The sequence below is a fragment of the Cupriavidus sp. BIC8F genome, from assembly GCF_032465815.1.
Lineage (GTDB): Bacteria > Pseudomonadota > Gammaproteobacteria > Burkholderiales > Burkholderiaceae > Cupriavidus > Cupriavidus necator.
Genome location: NZ_CP136096.1, coordinates 108,302 through 126,947, shown reverse-complemented (window position 1 = coordinate 126,947; position 18,646 = coordinate 108,302). Strand labels below are relative to the sequence as shown.

Here is an 18,646-nt window from a genome sequence, read left to right as displayed (position 1 = left end):
ACGCGGCACCCGCGATTTCCGTGCTCACTTTTGGCAGATCGCAACTATTTGGGCTGTATGGACCTGACATGCCCTTCCGTGCTGATAGAACGCATAGTGCCATGGCGTGAGTTTCTCGCGCCGATTGTGCCGCACGCGCCGACCAAGACAAGGGGCCAGCCGTCTCCTCTCAAAGCGATGCTACGCATCCGCTTCACGCTTGGCCTGCGCGATGTCGCCAAGATGCATTCGTGATCAATTTGATGCGGCTGACCGCCGAAGGTCGGCTAGCGGCTGAATGACATCGTGCGCATGTTTCAGCATCCGCATCAAATCGCCCACTTCTTGCAGAACCCTCTCGGCCTGGTCAGCAAGGGAGAGAACTGCCTGAGCTTCCTCTGACTGTTCGCGGTGCAATATTCGTTCAGCCGATTCTTGCACCTCGACGAGATCGAGCCGTAAGCCCCGCAAGTCCTGGGCAAAAGGATTCGAATCGATCTTCTCGATAAGATACCGGAGGGAGCGCACGTCGAAGGCCTCGCGCAACACTTGCAGGACTTCAAGGTCGACGGGGCTGCCGGATGATAGTTGCGACATGACGGTTTCTGATTTCTGCCGGGTGAGGAATCCGAAAGTGGTCGCTGAGCCCGGCCTCCTGGGCGAGGCGGCGACGCCAACTACATGACATCGGCCTGGAAGCATTCACAGACCTAATCTACTGACGCTGCCCCCTTGCTGCGTTCCAGGCACGCAGGCCAAGAGCAGCTAACTAAGCAGCGATGGCGGATCCTGAGACGACACCTTGGTGACAAGGACTTCCAATTCTGCGAAAGCCGCCGCGTTTTCCACATGAGATCGGCACCGCTCATCTTCACCGCATTAAGTTGAACTTGTGGCCCAGCTTACCCTAAAATTGGGATCCGCGCAGCGGGAGTTGCGGCCTTTGACGCCTGGACGGGAATTATCGAGCACGCACTATTGCGTAGCAACGTAGAGAAGACCATGGCTCGCCGCCTTTCTAGTGTGGCGATTGCAGCGACCTCGGGTGCGCTTGTTCAGGCGCGCGTGCAAATGAGCGCCAAGCCACTGCTGGAAGCTGGCGCAGAGCTTGAATTGCTCATTACGGCGGCCATTGCAGGTCAAGGTTGAGTTCGCCCAGGTCCTGGCGAAGCGGAGCGTGAACATAGCTCCCACTACATCGTGCGGAGCATGGGTCTAGCTAGCAAGGGATACCAGATACACGGCACCCGCCATGGCTTTGTAGCCAGGTGCGTGCCCTCCCCACAATCTGTATGAACTGACTTCTTTCCAAGGAGCGCAAGCATTGATCGCATGATGGCTAACAGGTTGGACCGGGGCGAGGAAAACCCGATAGGGAATGTGAGCAGCAACGCTCGATGATCAGATGAGGACCTCGCCAGCGAATTCCATATGGGCCAGCAGGCTGAGCGGCCTGCACAAACGGGCCGGACATAAGCGTGCTGCCTTCACCTGTCGACCACCATGTCAACCGGCTTGCAATCCGGGAGGCGTCCACATAAGCATCTCCCTAGCCCGATATATGGACTCCCCCTTGTTTGCAAGAGCTGACCACTGAGTGTCAACGAGGATCGACTGCAGCAATATATGCGGCCTTTTGATGCGCCCGTCGGCGCTGGCCCTGATGACTTTCGCTCGTGGGGGCCTCGCAACTTTGACGGTGTCTGACTGCCACCAGTCGGGCTATCAGGCTCTCCCCACGCCGGTCTGACCTGTTTCCATCAAGCGGTTGGCTCTACGCAACCTGTGGCGGGTGTTACTCCTTTCGGTTCGACGTTGTGCTGCTCTCGAGGCAGGGCCGCAATTCGACCATTCGCGGCAACCTTCAACCTATGTCACCTGCAATTTCCCCCTCCCTGCAAGCAAAGCCTTTCGTGTCTAACGTCTCCGCTAGCCTCCTCGGGCTGCGGTAATCCGAACCCTTGGCGAGCATCGCCCAGATGATGCGGGCATGCTTGGCGGCCAGCGCCACGGCGGCCACGTTCTTTCCGCTGCGTGCTTCGAGCGCCCGGGCCCAGGCGCTGTTGGCGTCACTGCGCCGCTCGATGGTGCGCATGACCGCTCGGGCGCCGTGCACCAGCAGGGTACGCAGGTAGACATCGCCGCGCTTGGTGATGCTGCCCAGCCGTGCCTTGCCCCCGGATGAGTGCTGACGTGGCGTCAGGCCCAGCCAGGCGGCAAACTGTCGGCCGCTATCGAACAGCCTCGGATCGCCGATGCTGGCCACCAGCGCGGTAGCGGTGATGGGCCCGACCCCCTCGATTTGCATCAGTCGCTTGGCTGGCTCGCTTTGGGCGGCCAGCCGGTTGATCTGCCGTTCATAGCCGGCCACGCGCTCGTCCTGGTGATGAAACTCCTCCATCAGCTCGCATACGGCGACGCGTGCCAGCCCAGGCAATCCGTTCTCGGCGTCCTCCAGAACATCAGGCAGCCGCTCGCGCAACTTATGAATGCCCTGGGGCAGCACGATGCCAAATTCGCCCAACAGGCTGCGGATCTGATTGGCCTGTGCGGTGCGCATCTGAACCGCCAGCGAGCGCGCCCGGTGTAACACCAGCACCGCCTGCTGCTCCTCGCTCTTGACGGCGACAAAGCGCATGCTGGGCCGCCGGACCGCTTCGCAAATCGACTCCGCGTCGTTGGCATCGTTCTTGCCGCTCTTGCGGTAAGCGGCGACGAACTGGCCAGCCATCAGGCGCACCTCGTGCCCCAGCTTGCGCAGCTCTCGCGCCCAGTAGTGGGCACTCGCGCAGGCTTCGATCCCCACCAGGCACGGTGGGAGCTTCGCAAAGAACTCCCTCACCCGGGACCGGGTCAGCGTCCTGCGCACCACGATCTTCCCTTGGGCGTCCACCCCGTGCACCTGGAACACATTTTTCGCGATATCCAGTCCGATGCATGTAACCTTGTCCATGACTCCCTCCTCACCGTGATTGAGTTTGGTCCGAACTCTCAATCTGGCACTTCCGATGCCGCAGGGGAAGGGGGGAGTCCATGTCATTACTTTCGCAAGCTTGATGTTGTTCCGGGGCGGCACCGAGGCGGAATGTGGCGTAGGTATTGGATTTCGGTTGATTCTTTGGCTCGAAGATGCTACATGAAAGAAATGCACATTTTCGAACGAACAGTCAACGGCCATCGCTACCGCATCGCGGCGCAGTCCGTGTGGGATGCCGAGCGGGGACGATCCGTCGCACGCCAGGTCGTGCTGGGACCGGCCGAGCCGCCGCGAGTCGCGGATCTGAGTGCGACCCAAACGGTGGGCACGCGCGGGGTCGGCGACGTCGGGGCGTTGATCTGGGTGGCCGAGCAATTGGACCTGATCGGGCAGATTGATCGGGCGTGCGCAGGGGTTGGCGCCAAAGGCGGCCCGTCCGTGGGCGAGTTGGCGGTGGCCGTGGCGATTCAGCGCGCGTGTACACCGGGACCCAAGTGTGAGCTGGGTGAGTTTCTCGACGGGAGTCTGCCGCGCCTGTCGTGTTTGCCGGGCTCAGCGTTCACCGGCCAGGCCTTCCATCGTGTCGCGCAGCAGGTGACCGATGAGCAGTTGGAGCAGGCGCAGGTGGCCATCGCGAAGGCCGCCATCGCCCGCTTCGAGCTGTCCGCGGACGTGCTCGCATTCGATACCACGAACTTCGATACCCACATCGACACACAGACGCCCGGCGATCTGGCCCGGCGAGGACACGCCAAGAGCAAGAGAAAGGACCTGCGTGTGGTCGGGCTTGGCCTTCTGGTCAGCGAGACGGGTCATGTGCCGCTGTTGTATCGGACGTATCCCGGCAACGGCTCGGACCAGGCGGTGCTCGCGGCGTGCCTGGCTGGGTTGGCGCAGTTGCATGAGGCGCTCGACAGCGGTGAGGGTCGCAAGCAGCCGGCGCAGCGCACGGTGGTACGGGACGGCGGGTTCTGGAGCCCGCAACTGGAACTCGATCTCGATGCCGCCGGCTACTACAGCCTCATCTCGTTGCCGCTGGGGCACAAGGCCGCGCAAGAGGCGCTGCAGATGGCGGCGCAGCGCGGTGCGATGAAGCCGCTGTCGGGCAAGCTCAGCGAAGTGCGGGCAGCGCGGGTTCGAACCACCGTCGGCGAGTTGGACCGCACGCTCGTGGTGGTGGAGAGCCAGGAGCTGCTCGAGGGTCAAAAACGCGGGATCGCGGTGGCACTGCGCAAGGCGAAGGAGGAACTGCGCACGCTGGAGGGGTTGGTCCAAAAGGGTCGCATCACGCGCAGCCGGCTGGAGCTGCGGGTCAAGAAGGCGCTGACTCGGGAACACCTGTCGAGCTTCGTCGTGACCACCATCGCCGGAACCGAAGCGGCACCGACCTTGCAATGGCACGTCGATGCCGCATTGCGCCGCGAGCTGGAGCGAACGCGACTGGGCAGGCGGGTGCTGTGTACGGATCGGCACACCTGGAGTACAGGGCGCATCGTCTACGCGTTCCGAGGGCAGTGGAACGTCGAGGAGTTGTTCCGCAGAACGAAGAAAGGCGGCGTGGTTCCGTGGGGGCCATCACACCAGTGGGCCGACGGATCGCTGCGCCTGCACACCTTCGCGACCGTGCTCGGCCTGATGCTCGTGAGCTTGGCGAAGATTGCCCTGCGGGCCGACGCTTCGGCCCGTCGCATGATGGAAGGACTGGCCGAGATCAAGGTGACGTTGGTGAGGACGAAGACCGGGGCAGCGGGACGACGGCCAACGGCGATGCTGGCGCCGGAGCTCACGGCCGAGCAGCGCCGCGCCGTGAAGATCTTCGAGCTGCAGAGGTGGGGACCAACATTATTTCATGTATGACGTCTGCGCCCGTTCAGCGACGATTGACGGCCAAGAGCCGTCGATCCGGCCCCTTGCTTTGCGAAAGTACCGCTAGGCCGACTGATACGACCAGAACCGCCACCTTTCAGCTAGGCCGAACCCACAATCCGAATTTTTCAGGTCCGACTGGGTAATCGCAAGATTGGCCGGTCGCTTACGGTGCAGGCAGGCCAACGCTAGCGGCGGTTGGTTCGGCACGCAGACTGGCACGGCGACGGTGGCCGGCTCCGGCTCCCATTCTCCGAGCCGACGCACTCGATGTCTTCAGCCCCGTCCATGCCGACCGGGGGTTCTTCTTCTAGTCACTGGTCATCGGTTGGAAAGGCGTCCGGCGCCCTATCAATCTGCCTTCTGATCGCCGCGATTCCTCGCCTAGCCGCAGCTTGACAAGCTGAATCAATCTTGTCGAATTCCTCGATGAGAGCAATTCCCAAAGGGGTCAACTGGCTGCCACGCCCTCCCGGCCCCTGCATCTTCACGACGATCACAGCGGGCTTTTCGAGTGCTGCGTTGAGGTCTTGAATGAACCCCCATGCGGTCCGAAATTCCATTTCTCTTTCCCGCGCTGCGCCAGCGATTGATGACTGCTTGCCAATCTCACGTAGAAGCTCAATAACTTCATGCCGTATGACAACGCCATCTCCGACTTGAAGGCGCGGTTTAAGGAGGTTCAATTGCATCTGCTGGTCCTCGTTGGCTTCAGTTCATCTGCACTGTAGCAAAAGCAACAGAATTCCTCCCATGTCGCCTAGTCCGGAGAAGAGACTCGGCCCCAAGGTTTCCGTGGCCGAGGGTTTATCCTGTTGTGTCTTTGCACCAGCTTTTTCGGACTGGCGCCAGAGTCGAGCGCGTCGTGGCATGCTCTCGACGCCGGTTGGCTTGGCGAGTGAGCCGAAAACAGGCGCCAAACTGCTGAAAAACCGACAACAGCATTATTGCCACTGCGGACGGACTTGTCCCAGCTAATGCATCCGCACGAGGTTGTAGACGGCCATGGTCCGCACAAACATCTAATCGGCCTTCGTCAAGCCGCGCACCCAATCACCTGACACATGCGTCCAACCGTTTTGGCCCAGCCGACGCTTTGCTCGTGTTGAGGATCACGCTGCGCGGTGTTGAACTTCATGGCGATGTGGAACCAGTCGAGAATCCTGCCGCGAGCAAGCTGACTGCCCTGGACGGTCTTCTCAAATTCACTGGCGTCGTCGCTAATCACGGTCACGCGTTCATCGGTTGCCACACCGTTCCGACTGAGGAACTGATCGAGCCGCGCTACAGCCGAGGTAACTTCCCGGTGCACATAGGCATAGAACTTTGGCGGACTGTCGGTAAACGTCGCTCGCCCGGCAATGAGGTTGACGTGGCGGCCAAGGCCTCTCACGGAGTCGCAATGCCACAGCCACGCGGAGTCGACGCTCACGGCGGCGACATGGCTGGATTCGCGAATCTGGATGTCGGCTACAGGTTGGGGCAGCTTCGCGATGTCAAGCTTGATGTCAGCGTCAAGTCGTTTTCCAATAGTGCGAATCCGGTCACGGGTCGCGCTGAACGAAATGCCCTTGTCCAGCGGCAGCGCTTCTTTAAGCAGTGCCGTGGCCTGCCGGTACGGCAGATCGCTTGCCCACCTCGCCTGGAGGTATTTCAGCTCCGACGTGGCACGGTTAGTCAGAGTGCTTTTCAACAGCCCGCTAAACTAAAGGATTATGAACGTCCGTTCATTGCCACCCCGTCTCGTCCCAGATCCACCCGCTTGCAATCCTTTCAGCCAGCCCATAATATGAATATAAGCTGACTTAGTACGGATACTTCGATGCTCTCGAATATTTTCAATAGCCCGAGCCGGAGCAGCGGATGCTCCTCGATCAGCAACGCGTTCATGGCTTCACTCCCCGCTTTACTCAGGAGCGGACTGTGGGCGCAGTGCTTAAGGAGAGTGTGACAAGGCAGCAGCCCACTAACCACTAGCTAGGGCCTGACTGGAAATGATTCCCCCCTGCTTCCAGGTTCCGGCTGTTCCGTTCTTATGGGATTGAACTTGCCGCGGCTGGAAGGTTAACCCGTACCCGTACCCGTACCCGTACCCGAAAAATTCTAGCTCCGTACAGGTTGCGGCCAATGCGCCCGCCGACATCGCGCGGCTGGATGCCAAGCACCACAATGCAGACCTGCTCGTGTTCGGCATGCCCGCCGATACTGCGGCCGGCTGGGAGCAGCTGGAGCGGGCCAGCGAAGCGCTGTCTCCACAGCGCATCCTGATCTTGGCCGACGTGCTCCCCCTGCACGTCCCCAACCCTAGCGCCCGCTGCGTTTGCGGCTGCCTGCCGAAATCCGCCGCGCTCGCGGTAATCGAGGCTGCGATTCGCCTCGCTGTATCGGGCATACAGGGGATGCTCTTCGCCCCCGAGACCGGCGCGATGCCGTCCGCCTTGCGTTCGGCCATGCCGACGGTGCAATCGCTGGCATTGGCGGCGCCGCTCCCGCTGGGCGCCTCGCACCCAGCGCCATTGCAAGGCGAGCCGCTGTCGCTCGCATCCTGTGCCGGCACGCTGCGCACTGCAGTGGCCGTGCACGATCTGAAATACTTCAAGCACAAACAGCCCCTGTCCGCAGCAACCGCCGCACCGATGGTCGAGGAAGAGCCCAACTACGGCGAAGCCGTGATGCTGAAGATCACGCCGCGCCAATACGAGGTGCTGGTACTGCTGGCGCGCGGCTACCCGATCAAGACGATCAGCCGCATGCTCAATATCTCGGTAGCGACGGTCAAGAGCCACGCCTGCACGCTGTACCAGCGCCTGAAGGTGCGCAACAAGGGCGAGGCTGTTTACGCCGCCCTACAGCGCGGCGCGACGCTGGAGTGGGTTCTGCCGCAATAGTCCATTCATTAGAATGGACCGTGCTTATCCGGTTAGCTCCCAGACCTACTAGATGTAGTGGGTAGCGATTTTTTGGCATAGAGCTCGGCATAGGTCGGCGCGGTGACGTCACCAGCGATGCCGAGCAGGGAGCGAAACGCGTTGAAGGGATAGAAACGGCGGTTGAAGCGGAAGGTGAATTCGTTGAGATAGGCTTGTAGGTGCTGCGGGCTGACACCGTGATGACTGCCGCGCAGCCAGGTCTTGAGATTGGAGAACACAAGGTGAATGATCGGCAGGAGGGTTTCGGCCACTTGCATGTCACCACGCTGCGCGATGGCGATATGGCCATAGCCGCGCTCGCCCAGCTTGGCATAACCGCTCCAGTCGTCGGTGATGATGGTTGCGCCGGATGCAACGGTACGCTCGATGAATCCGTCCAGCGACCGGGCACTTCGGTCAGGAACCAGAGCGAGCCGAACTCGTCCGGCATACCGTGCGCTCTTGCGTTTGTTGCGGCTGCCGGCAAGCTTGCGTTGCCGAACCTCGACAGCGCCGGCCACAAGAACCATGTCGTGCACGCCCCTGCCTTTGCCGCGAGTACGCCCACCGACGTAGGCCTCATCGGCCTCGACGTGTTCCTCAGGCTTGCCACCGATCCGATCCTGGTCGGGGCGCACCATGCCGGCGCGCAACTTGTGGAGTATCTGGAAGGCGGTCTCGTAACGCGACAGGCCGAGTTGGCGCTGGAACTGAACGGCCGACATGCCAGGCGTCTGACTGGCGACCAGATACGCCGCCCAGAACCAAACCGACAGCGGTGTGTGCGTGCGCTCCATGACGGTGCCAGCGGTGAGGCTCGTGTCGCGTGTGCAATGGCGACAACGGAAAACGCCGGGGCGATTGGCAAAGCGGTACGGCTCATCAAGCAAGCCACAGTGGCCACAAATGAACCCATCGCTCCATCGAGCGCGCTCAAGGTAGGCCATGCATGCCGCTTCGTCTGGAAACATCTGCTGAAACTCCGGCAGCGAGCCCGGAAACGGCAGATCGCTTCGGTCAAGCACGTCAATAACCATGGTTGCCCCGGGTAGGCACAGATGACCAACATACTATCGGTAGGGGGCTTGGGAGACAACCGGATAAGCACGGAATGGACGTAACTCGACTGCAGCAGTTTATGATCGGCCAAATCCGGAAGCCACGGAGGTCTTGACGCGCCTGCACTACCTGCGTGCGCTGGTACGTCGCCTATTCGCTGAGCTTGCGCCATCTCGCTTGCCACGACTGCAGCGGGCGGCCACATTGTGGCCGGGAGCGGTCCATTCCGCGCTGCACCACCAGTTTCTCAGGAGCATTTTAGGCCCCTTGGCCGGGCCCGGCGTGGGCGGAGAAACCGAGATGAGCTATACCGGTGAACGGCAGCGCTGCGATGACCGACCGCCCAATGGTGCGCGCTCACGGCGTGGCATGCCGTGGAGTGAGCCCGCTTAGGAGCATGGTCCGGGATTCGTCGGCGACAGTGGTGAGCGGCGCGAGCCGCATCCCGTTCATGAGATCGAGTCAACTTCGACGCTTCCCATGGCGCTGCCGTTCACTGACGATTCTGGAGCAGGCCATGGCGATGCGCAAGCGAGACGACGACGAGGTGTTCCCACGCGGCGGGGATCGATGTGGGCGCGTCGAGCCACTGGGCGGCGGTGCCGCGGCATCTGGCCGAACAAGCCGGCTCTGAGCCGGTGCGTGAGTTCGGCGCGATGACTGACGATCTGCACGCGCTGGCCGACTGGCTGCTGGCGTGCGGCGTGGACACGGTGGCGCTGGAATCCACCGGGGTCTACTGGATCCCCGTGTATGAAGTGCTGGAACAGCATGGCCTGACGGTCTGGCTGGTCGATGCGCGGCAGATGAAATACGTGCCCGGGCGCAAGAGCGACGTGCTCGACTGCCAGTGGCTGCAGAAATGGTATGGACGCCTCCCCTCGCACCAAGCATCAAAGTGCCCAAGTTGGAGGATCATGGAGCTCTTCACAGCCAAACCGGAGGGTCCGTCATGAAGCTGACTCCAGTTGGTATCGACATTGCAAAAAACGTCTTTCAGGTGCATCACCTCGACGAGGAGACCGGTGAAATCGTGAACAAGCCGATCAAGCGGGCGAGGTTTCTCGAATACTTCGTCAACCGCGCACCGTGCCTGATCGGCATGGAAGCGTGTGGCGGTTCGCATCACTGGGCAAGGCAGCTCACCAAGATGGGGCATCAGGTAAAACTGATGCCCGGGGAATACGTGAAAGCGTTCAACATTCGGAACAAGAAGGATGCCGCCGACGCCCGGGCGATCTGGCTAGCAGTACAGCAGCCGAGCAAGCCCGTCGCGATCAAGACCGAGACGCAGCAGGCGATACTGGCGCTGCACCGTACACGTGAGCAGCTCGTGAAGTTCCGCACGATGCAGATCAACGCGCTGCGCGGACTGCTTACCGAGTACGGCGAAGTCATGGCCAAGGGCCGAGCGGCGCTGGACAGGGCAATGCCCGACGTGCTGGCCCGGGTTGCCGATCGCTTGCCAGCGGCACTCATCGACACGCTGCGCGAACAGTGGAACGGATTGACCGACCTGGACAAGCAGATCGCCACAATCGAGCGAAGGATGCGCGAATGGAAAAAGGAAAACAAGCAGGTCAAGGCGATCAGCGAGATTCCTGGCGTCGGCCTGCTGACTGCGACAGCGGCAATCGCGACGATAGGCGACGCAAAAGCATTCCGCTCCGGCCGTGAGTTTGCCGCCTGCATCGGGCTCGTACCGAAACAAACGGGTTCGGGTGGCAAGGTGAACCTCCACGGAATCAGCAAGCGCGGTGACACCTATTTACGCACGCTACTCATTCACGGTGCACGCAGTGTTATCACGAACGCGAAAAAGCCTGATCCCTGGATCGAGCAGATGAAAAGGCGACGGCCACCGAATGTGGTGGCCGTCGCGCTGGCCAACAAGATGGCACGGACCATCTGGGCGGTACTGGCCCACGACCGGCCCTATCAGAGAGGATACGTGAGCACCAAACCTGCATGAGCAGAATAGTAACCGTTGCGTGTGAAATCAACTTTGTAGAGGTCGATGGAACGTCAAAAGGTTGCGCTGGCAATCGAGAGTGATGGCAAAACAGGTCGGACCGAGGACTCGCCAAACCTGAATCAGCTGGAAGAGCTTCGAGCTCGTTGCAGAAATGAGGTGCGAGTCAGCGGATTCCATAGGGGCCCGCAGCCGAAATACCAGCTGCCACAAGGCCGCATATAAAGCTGCAGCCGTTCCTGTCACGTCAGATCGATCGAAACCCTTTGCAAAGATGGAGGCGTCCATATAAAGCTAATGAGCCTGGGGCTGCTGCGCGCGGCCTGGCGCCCCGGCGATGAAGTCTGTGTGGTGCGCGCGGTGGTGCGTCAGCGCGAGGTGCTACTGACCGCGCAGGCCGAATGGGTGCAGCGCATGCAGAAGGCGCTGGTGCAGATGAACCTGCAGCTCAGCGAAGTGCTCACCGACGTGATGGGCCTGACCGGGCAGGCCATCGTGCGGGCCATTGTGGCGGGCGAGCGTGACCCCAAGGCGCTGGCGCGCCATCGCCACAGCCGCGTCAAGGCCAGCGAGCGCGACATCGCGCGGGCGCTGACCGGTAACTGGCGTGAGGAGCACCTGTTCGTGCTCGGGCAGGCCCTCGCGATGTTCGACAGTCTGGCCCAGCGCATCCTCGAGTGCGACGCGAAGATCGAGGCCTTGCTCGCGCCGCTCGGCCGTCACGAGCTCGAACTCGGCGGGCCGGGCAAGCGGCGCGGCAAGAACACCCCGGAGTTTGATGCCCGCGCCGCGCTGGCGCGCTGGGCCGGGGTCGACCTCACCCGCATCAACGGCCTGGCCGTGACCTCGGTGCTGACGATCCTGTCGGAGATCGGCCCGGACCTGCGCCGCTTTGCTACCGTCAAGCACTTCTGCTCATGGCTCGGGCTGTGCCCCGGCACCAAGATCAGCGGCGGCAAGGTCCTGTCGGCGCGCACGCGACGCTCGACCAACCGGGTGCGCCAGGCGCTCAAGCTCGCGGCCATGAGTCTGTCGCGCAACGACTCCGCGCTCGGTGCCTTCTATCGCCGCCTGTGCGCCCGCATGGACAAGCCGCGCGCCAATACCGCCGTCGCCCACAAGCTCGCGCGCATGATCTACTTCATGCTCACGCGCGGTGAGGCCTTCCTCGACCAAGGTCAGCAGAAGTACGAGGAGCAGCAGCGCCAGCGCAGCATCGCCGCGCTCAAGCGCCGCGCCACCGCGCTCGGCTTCCAGCTCAGTCCTGTGGTGGCGGTGGCCCCCTGAACCCAGTTCTCAGGCGGTTTCACCGGTCTGTGCTTATCAATGTCCTACGCGCAGTCGATTACGCGCTGGTGCACTGGGCACAACGGAAATACAAAACCCTTCACGGTCGCAAAGCGCGAGCCTGGGCATGGCTGAACGGCGTCAGAGCTCGCCAGCCGGGCCTGTTCCCGCATTGGTCGTTGGGGGGCGGTTGAACGATAGGAGCCGGATGAATCGAGAGATTCACGTCCGGATGTGTGTCCAGCAAAGGCTGGCATGTTCAGCAGGAGATAGACCTGCCGGAGCAAAAGTCAGAAGCTCCGTAGTCAGTATGACTCCCCTGGGGGCAAGAGGGCTGGCCGCCGCGAGGAATCAAACGCGGGTTAGCATGACTGCCAGAGCCGCATGGTGTGGACAGTGCCACACCCGGCGATTTCCAGCGCGGAGGCCGGCGGGTAGCAGCAACGCATTGCTGCGTCGCCGCCCCCTAAGAACGCAGCGTGCGACTTTCACCGCACTGCGCTCAAGCACAGCGTTAAGTGTCGTCCCGACACCGACCATGTTGACTACATATGGACTTCGCATACGTCTCATCGTTGATTCACCGTATTGCCAAGGCGAGAGGCGCCGAACCGTAGTGATACCAGCCTCTTCCAGGCTTCCTCTCGTCGAATCTCAGACGATGGCATACGACAGCTGCACCATGCGGAAGTGGGCACCCTTTCAGGTCAGGGCAAATCTGGAACCCTTGTGCGCCCCATTACAGGCCGCCGTTCGCTTTTTCCGCAATCCCATGCCCGCTCCCCCAACAACTTTCCTTGCGGATTGCCTGCCTTCATACCGGTTCACTGGAATGAGGGCGAGAGATCGGGTTTACCACGTTCCCATCCTTGCCGACCCACGCCGGTGGGCCTATCCGGTTAGCACCTGCCTGTTCCCCGATGGCGCTTCGACGACGTACTTCCACATGCTAAGGAAGTAACCGGCCATTCACCTTTTGGTTCAAGCCCATCAGCAGCTTTGGCTTGTTCGTGTTTTCGAGGATTCGAGCGGCAATTCACTTACGTTGTGCATTCGGAACTTGCCTAGCCTTCACACCGCCTTGCTGCTTGCAGTGTCGGCCCCCTCGTCACCGAGATGAGCCGTCATTCGAAAAGTACATTGTCCCAAGAGCTTCACACCCGACAGTTACCCATCGCGCATGTCCTGGAAGGCAACTGCTGGTCGTACAGCAGGTCACAGTCTCTGCCGCAAATAGCAATGGCGGCGGAGTGTGACAAGGCAGGGAAGAGCTTTGCCATCCAATACCTCAACCGGTTTACGTCCGGCAGACGGCGACACGTGTCGCAAAGCATGGAGCACGATAGCACTTTGTATGTCGGGTTGGATGTCCACAAGGACTCGATCACGGTCGCCTATGCAATTGGCATGGGTGAGGTGGAGCTGCTTGGCAAGATCGGTACCTCGAAGACGGATATTGATCGCCTGTGCAAGCGCTTACAGTCCAAAGCATGCCGGATCCGCATCGTCTACGAGGCAGGCCCTTGCGGCTATGGCCTTTACCGGCAGCTTGCAGGGAAGGGATTCGAGTGTATGGTGTGCGCGCCGTCGCTGATCCCGAAGAAGCCCGGTGAGCGCGTCAAGACCGATAGGCGCGATGCGGTCAAACTGGTGCGATCGCTGCGTGCCGGTGACCTCTCGGCCGTGTACGTGCCTAGCGTCGAAGACGAAGCATTCCGCGATCTGTCACGCGCCTGGGTCAGCGCCAAGGACGATCTGAAGCGCGCCCGCCAACGGCTGAAGGCCTTTCTGCTTTTGCACGGTGTCCGCTACACCGGCAGAGCTGACTGGGGGCCGGCACACCGGCGCTGGATAAGCGAATTTGCGTTCGATAGCGCGTGGCAGCAACTTGCCTTTGACGAATATCGACGTGCTATCGAGGACCGGCTCGCGCAATGCGGCCGTCTCGAAGCGGCCTTGCGCGAAGCCGTGGTCAACTGGCGCTTCTATCCAGCCGTACTGGGCTTGCAGACCATGCGCGGCGTGCAGTTCACCACGGCGATAGGCATCCTCGCCGAGTTGGGCGATCTCTCGCGCTTTGTCCATCCGCGCCAACTGATGTCCTGGCTCGGCGTGACGCCCGCCGAACACTCGTCCGGTGAGAAGCGGCGACAGGGCAGCATCACCAAGAACGGCAATAGCTATGCAAGAAAGCTGCTAATCGAAGCCGCATGGAGTTACCGGCACCCCGCACGGGTGAGCCCCGAAATCCAGCGCCGGCACGAAGGCATCCCAAAAGCCATCGTTGACCGGTCCTGGGACGCCCAGGTCCGACTGTGCCGGCGCTATCGGAGACTTGCCGCACGTGGCAAGAACCCGAACATTGCGGTAGTCGCGGTGGCCCGCGAACTGAGCGGGTTCATCTGGGACATCAGCCAGCTCGCAATGTCGCTCGCCGTACCACATGAGGCGCGGGCAACATAACCCAGCGCCGCGGCATCGACGTATTTGACACCACTTTGGAGCCAGTTTCCTGAAGGCGGCGTAGCCCGGCACACGAGCAACCCGCGACCAAGCTAGGCAACGGATTTCATCCGACTCCCGGCCGTAGATAGCGGCAGGCTCATTGGGCGGACCTCTGTAATGCGGTAACCAACCCGCGGATATCAGCGTGATCCACCGTCGAGACTTACTGCTACGTCGCCCTCAGGAAATTGGGGAGAGAACAACATGCAACTGTGAAACTGAATCAAACCAATCTCGATTGACACGGGGAGTCATATCAGCTTGGATAGCAGGATGGCGGGAAACCAAGACTCTGAAGCCTATCGACAGGTGCTCCTTTGGGGAGTACGCGAGTCATCGGGCCGTAATGAAAGTGAACGTGAATGTGGCCTCGAAAATGAAAAGCCCCGAAGGCCGAGCCTGCATCCGTAGGGCGAAGGCAGCATGGGTAGCCGAAATCTGACCGATACGGCTATTCCACTTCGGCGGGGTGGAAGCGACGGCACGATGACAAGGACATGCTAAGCAACTGGAGAAGCCCTCCTCGCCCCGGCGCGAAATCACCGGAGCAAGGTAGGCCCTATAACCGGCGAACCCGGGAAGTGGGCCGAAGGCGAGAGGGTGGCGGATGGGTCCGTAGTAGCTGTGAAGCCGGTAACGACGGTGGAGCGAAGGGGCCCTGCTGTTTGTGATGTCCTCGACAACATGGGAGGCAAGGACGAGATGACAAAGGCGTCCAGCAGTTTGCAGGACCTGAGGCGGGGAATATACGTCAAGGCGAAGGCTGAACCGTCCTGGCGTTTCTGGGGGTTGTATGTCCATGTCTGCAAGATGGAAACGCTGCGCGAAGCGTACGCGCTGGCCAAGAAGAACGACGGCGCCCCGGGTAGTGATGGGGTGACGTTCGAGGTCATCGAGGCGCAAGGCGTGGAGTCCTTCCTCGAGCAGATACAGGGCGAACTGACCGAGCGCACCTACGTGCCGTTACGGGCGCGACGACAGGAGATACCGAAGGACGGGGGAAAAGTCCGCGTCCTCTCGATTCCTTGCATCCGCGACCGCGTGGTGCAAGGTGCGCTCAAGCTCATCTTGGAACCGATCTTTGAAGCAGACTTCCAACCGGGATCGTATGGCTATCGTCCGAAGCGGACCGCGCATGACGCGGTGCATCGGGTGGCGACGGCGATCGTCCAGTGGAAGACCCGTGTCATAGACTTGGATTTGCGCGCCTACTTTGACACCGTGCGGCATCATCTGCTGCTGGAGAAGGTAGCGCGTCGGGTCAATGATGGGGACGTCATGCATCTGCTGAAGCTGATGCTGACGGCATCGGGCAAACAAGGCGTTCCGCAAGGCGGGGTGATTTCGCCGCTGCTCAGTAACCTCTATCTCACCGAGGTGGATCGGATGCTGGAGCGGGCGAAGGAAGCCACCCGAAACGGGAAGTACACCTACGTCGAGTATGCTCGTTTCGCCGACGACCTGGTCGTGCTGATCGATGCCCATCCGCGCCATGCGTGGCTGCTGGGAGCGGTAAGCCGACGGCTTCGGGAAGAGTTTGCCAAACTACAGGTCGAGGTCAATGAAGAGAAGAGTCGCACAGTGGATTTGGACTGCGGGGAAAGCTTCGGCTTTCTGGGTGTTACGTCCCGCCGAACTTAAGGTTTAGCGAGGGGTGTTCATCGCGGTTTCGGCGAGAGCGTGTTTACGAACTTTGCCTTGATCATCGCGAGACTCAACGGATGTAAAGAAGGCCAGTACTGCTCTGATATCGTGCGACGTTTCCGACCCCGCACGAACCATCAGAACAGACCGGCCTATGCATCGAATTGTATTCGCGTTTCCCGCGCTCGAACAACATCTTCGCGCCGTGCGTTCAACGCCGCAGTCGTATCGGCCGGATGCCTGCGGGCATTGCGGTAGCGCATGCCTGTGGTGCCACGGCTGCTATCACCGCAAGGCTGACCGCAGTGATGACGGCTTGCTCAATCCGGTCCCTGTGCTGCGCTTTCGTTGTTCGACGTGCCGCCGAACCTGCTCTCGCCTGCCGCTGTGCCTCTGTCCACGCCGCTGGTACGACTGGACGGTGCAGCAGCAGGTCCTGCTGCTCCTGCTCATCGGCGCGTCGCTACGCCGCACGGCTGCGGTGCTCGGGCTGAGCTATTACACCGTGCGGCGCTGGTGGCGCTGGCTGCAAATGCATGGCGTCACCTTCGCCTTCCATCTGCGCAGCCGCTTTGCCGGGCTGGGCCGCGCCACCGATACGCGCGCGCTCTGGCTTGCCTGTTTCGACCGGATGCCATTGTGTGAAGCGATGGCCTGGCTCGATCACGACGGACAAGATGTCCCGTGATCCGTTGACTGCGGCGCGACGCGCGATGGGCCGATCCGCGCCGTAGCCAGCGCTCCACACACTTTGCCCACTGCCGCCGGATTCGGATCGCAGGTCTCATGGCGTTTCCTTTCTTTTAACGAGGAACGTTCATGAACGACATCGATCCGAAGGCGCTGTTTCGCCTGTCGGTGCTCGGCCCGCTGGTGAGCCGCGAGAAGCTGGGTCGCGGCGAGCTGCAGCAGCTCGTGCGGCAACTGGCCAGCCAGGAGTACGCGATTCCCGGCTCGCGCCGGCGCCACATCGGCGAGAAGACCTGGCAGGCCTGGTACTACGCCTGGCGGCGCGAGGGCATCGCAGGGCTGGCCGACAAGCCCCGCGCCGATACCGGCCGCTCCAAGCTGCCCGAGCCGGTGCAAGCCGCAGTGCTTTCCGCCAAGCGCGAGAACCCGCGCCGCTCGATTCGCCAGATCCGCCTGCTGCTCGAGGCCGCCGGCGTCGTGCCGCGTGACACGCTCTCGCGCTGCGCGATGCACCGACTGCTCCAGGCGCACGGTCTGTCGCGCATTGCCGGCCCAACTGTCGTGCCGGACGAGAAGCGCAGCTTCGTGGCCGAACACGCCGGTTCCATCTGGTACGGCGACGTCATGCACGGGCCCACACTGTCGCTCGGCGGCCGGCGCATGAAGACCTATCTCGTCTCGCTGATGGATGACGCCTCGCGGCTCATCGCCCACGGCGCATTCTGCCTGGCGGAGACGGCGCTGGATATTGAAGGCGTGCTCAAGCAGGCGCTTCTGAAGCGGGGTATCCCCAGGATGATCGTCGTCGACAACGGCGCGGCCTATCGCGCCTCGACCTTGCAGGCCATCTGCGCCAGACTGTCCATCCGCCTGGTCTATTGCCGGCCGTACGCGCCAGAAGGCAAGGGTAAGTTGGAGCGCTGGCACCGGACCCTACGCGACCAGTTCCTCGCCGAGCTCGACATAAGCCATATCCGCGACCTGGCCGACCTGAACGCCCGCCTGTGGGCCTGGGTCGAGCAGGTCTATCACCGCAACACACACAGCGCGCTCGGTAACCAAACGCCGCTGGCCCGCTATCAACAGGACCTACCCAGGATCCGCCTGCTGGGCTCGCTGGCCGCGCAACTCGATGAGCTGTTCCTGCATCGCGTCGCGCGCCATGTGCGCCGCGATGGCACGGTGTCGTTCCAGGGCAAGCGCTTCGAGGTCCCGTACGAGCTCACCGGCAGGACCGTGCTGCTCGTCGTCGATCCGCATACCGCGACGGTCAGGCGCGTCGAGAGCGAATCCGGACAGCCGCTGGGCGCCGCCACTGAACTCGACGCAGTCGCGAACCTCACCCGCCGACGCCGTAAGCCCCTGCCGGAACCGGCGAGCGGCGAACCCGCCGCGCCGGGTCCTAACCTGATCGAACTCGTTCACCAGCGCCACTACGCACCGGAGTCATGACATGTACCGACAACACTTCGGCCTGCATCGCGCGCCGCTGGACAAGGATTCGACCGAACTGTGGGACGATGGCGCGCTCGCCCAGTTGACTGAGCGCTTCCAGTGGCTGCTGACCAGCCCCGGCATCGGCCTGCTCACCGGCGAGCCCGGCGTGTGTTGGCGCCGATCCAAATCTGAGCCACCGTGCCGACTGAATATTGAGCCAGGGGTGGAAGCCGACTTCGAGAGGGTCGGCTGTGGATAAGTGTAGGGCTTGGCCTGGTTCGTTGATCTCCTTTGTGCTGTTTTGATGGCGAGGGGGAAGCC

General features: G+C 61.8%; 11 protein-coding genes and 5 pseudogenes. 11 read left to right on the top strand and 5 right to left on the bottom strand.

Going from position 1 to position 18,646, the window contains the following annotated elements; genetic code table 11:
- Positions 1 to 234 precede the first annotated feature (234 nt).
- Positions 235 to 576, bottom strand: a complete 342-nt coding sequence (locus tag RS901_RS35370) for a hypothetical protein (RefSeq protein WP_316157573.1) — start codon at positions 574 to 576, stop codon at positions 235 to 237.
- Positions 577 to 891: 315 nt separating this feature from the next.
- On the opposite strand from RS901_RS35370, the gene RS901_RS39000 reads away from it, so the two are divergent.
- Entirely contained in the window at positions 892 to 1,128 is a 237-nt protein-coding gene (locus RS901_RS39000; RefSeq protein ID WP_410054260.1) for a hypothetical protein, read from the top strand.
- A gap of 715 nt (positions 1,129 to 1,843) precedes the next feature.
- Here the strand turns inward: RS901_RS39000 and RS901_RS35360 are convergent.
- Entirely contained in the window at positions 1,844 to 2,932 is a 1,089-nt protein-coding gene (locus RS901_RS35360; RefSeq protein ID WP_316157571.1) for an IS110 family transposase, read from the bottom strand.
- Between the two features lie 183 nt (positions 2,933 to 3,115).
- Here RS901_RS35360 and RS901_RS35355 point away from each other — a divergent pair, with 183 nt between their 5' ends.
- Positions 3,116 to 4,813, top strand: a complete 1,698-nt coding sequence (locus RS901_RS35355; protein WP_316157570.1) for an IS1634 family transposase — start codon at positions 3,116 to 3,118, stop codon at positions 4,811 to 4,813.
- 323 nt (positions 4,814 to 5,136) lie between these two features.
- Here the strand turns inward: RS901_RS35355 and RS901_RS35350 are convergent, their stop codons facing one another.
- Both RS901_RS35350 and RS901_RS38995 read right to left on the bottom strand, forming a co-directional pair.
- Positions 5,137 to 5,514 carry a ModE family transcriptional regulator gene (locus tag RS901_RS35350; RefSeq protein WP_316157569.1) on the bottom strand — a complete coding sequence of 126 codons (378 nt, stop codon included), beginning with the start codon at positions 5,512 to 5,514 and terminating at the stop codon, positions 5,137 to 5,139.
- 282 nt (positions 5,515 to 5,796) lie between these two features.
- Positions 5,797 to 5,924: pseudogene (locus RS901_RS38995) on the bottom strand (IS5/IS1182 family transposase); the annotation flags it as partial.
- A gap of 1,090 nt (positions 5,925 to 7,014) precedes the next feature.
- On the opposite strand from RS901_RS38995, the gene RS901_RS35340 reads away from it, so the two are divergent.
- On the top strand, positions 7,015 to 7,710 hold the full coding sequence (locus tag RS901_RS35340) for a helix-turn-helix transcriptional regulator (RefSeq protein WP_316157617.1): 696 nt from the start codon (positions 7,015 to 7,017) through the stop codon (positions 7,708 to 7,710).
- 32 nt (positions 7,711 to 7,742) lie between these two features.
- Here RS901_RS35340 and RS901_RS35335 read toward each other — a convergent pair whose 3' ends face one another.
- The gene (locus RS901_RS35335) at positions 7,743 to 8,768 is read right to left on the bottom strand and encodes an IS1595 family transposase (RefSeq protein WP_316157568.1); all 1,026 of its coding nucleotides are present in this window, start codon (positions 8,766 to 8,768) and stop codon (positions 7,743 to 7,745) included.
- 588 nt (positions 8,769 to 9,356) lie between these two features.
- Here RS901_RS35335 and RS901_RS35330 point away from each other — a divergent pair.
- From RS901_RS35330 to RS901_RS35295, 8 genes and pseudogenes are all read left to right on the top strand, one after another.
- Positions 9,357 to 9,653 (top strand): annotated as a pseudogene (locus RS901_RS35330) (IS110 family transposase); the annotation flags it as partial.
- Between the two features lie 89 nt (positions 9,654 to 9,742).
- Positions 9,743 to 10,762 (top strand): IS110 family transposase, encoded by a 1,020-nt coding sequence (locus RS901_RS35325; RefSeq protein ID WP_316157567.1) that lies wholly within the window; start codon positions 9,743 to 9,745, stop codon positions 10,760 to 10,762.
- 291 nt (positions 10,763 to 11,053) lie between these two features.
- Positions 11,054 to 12,049 (top strand): annotated as a pseudogene (locus RS901_RS35320) (IS110 family transposase); the annotation flags it as partial.
- 1,332 nt (positions 12,050 to 13,381) lie between these two features.
- Positions 13,382 to 14,512: an IS110 family transposase gene (locus RS901_RS35315; protein ID WP_316157566.1), complete on the top strand. Its 1,131-nt coding sequence runs from the start codon at positions 13,382 to 13,384 to the stop codon at positions 14,510 to 14,512.
- 744 nt (positions 14,513 to 15,256) lie between these two features.
- Positions 15,257 to 16,189 (top strand): annotated as a pseudogene (locus RS901_RS35310) (reverse transcriptase domain-containing protein); the annotation flags it as partial.
- A 163-nt stretch (positions 16,190 to 16,352) separates the two neighbouring features.
- Positions 16,353 to 16,886 carry a DUF6431 domain-containing protein gene (locus RS901_RS35305; protein WP_316151022.1) on the top strand — a complete coding sequence of 178 codons (534 nt, stop codon included), beginning with the start codon at positions 16,353 to 16,355 and terminating at the stop codon, positions 16,884 to 16,886.
- Between the two features lie 131 nt (positions 16,887 to 17,017).
- A complete protein-coding gene (locus RS901_RS35300; protein WP_316151023.1) occupies positions 17,018 to 18,340 on the top strand; it encodes a DDE-type integrase/transposase/recombinase in 1,323 nt (440 codons plus the stop codon).
- A gap of 1 nt (position 18,341) precedes the next feature.
- Positions 18,342 to 18,494: pseudogene (locus tag RS901_RS35295) on the top strand (AAA family ATPase); the annotation flags it as partial.
- Positions 18,495 to 18,646 lie beyond the last annotated feature (152 nt).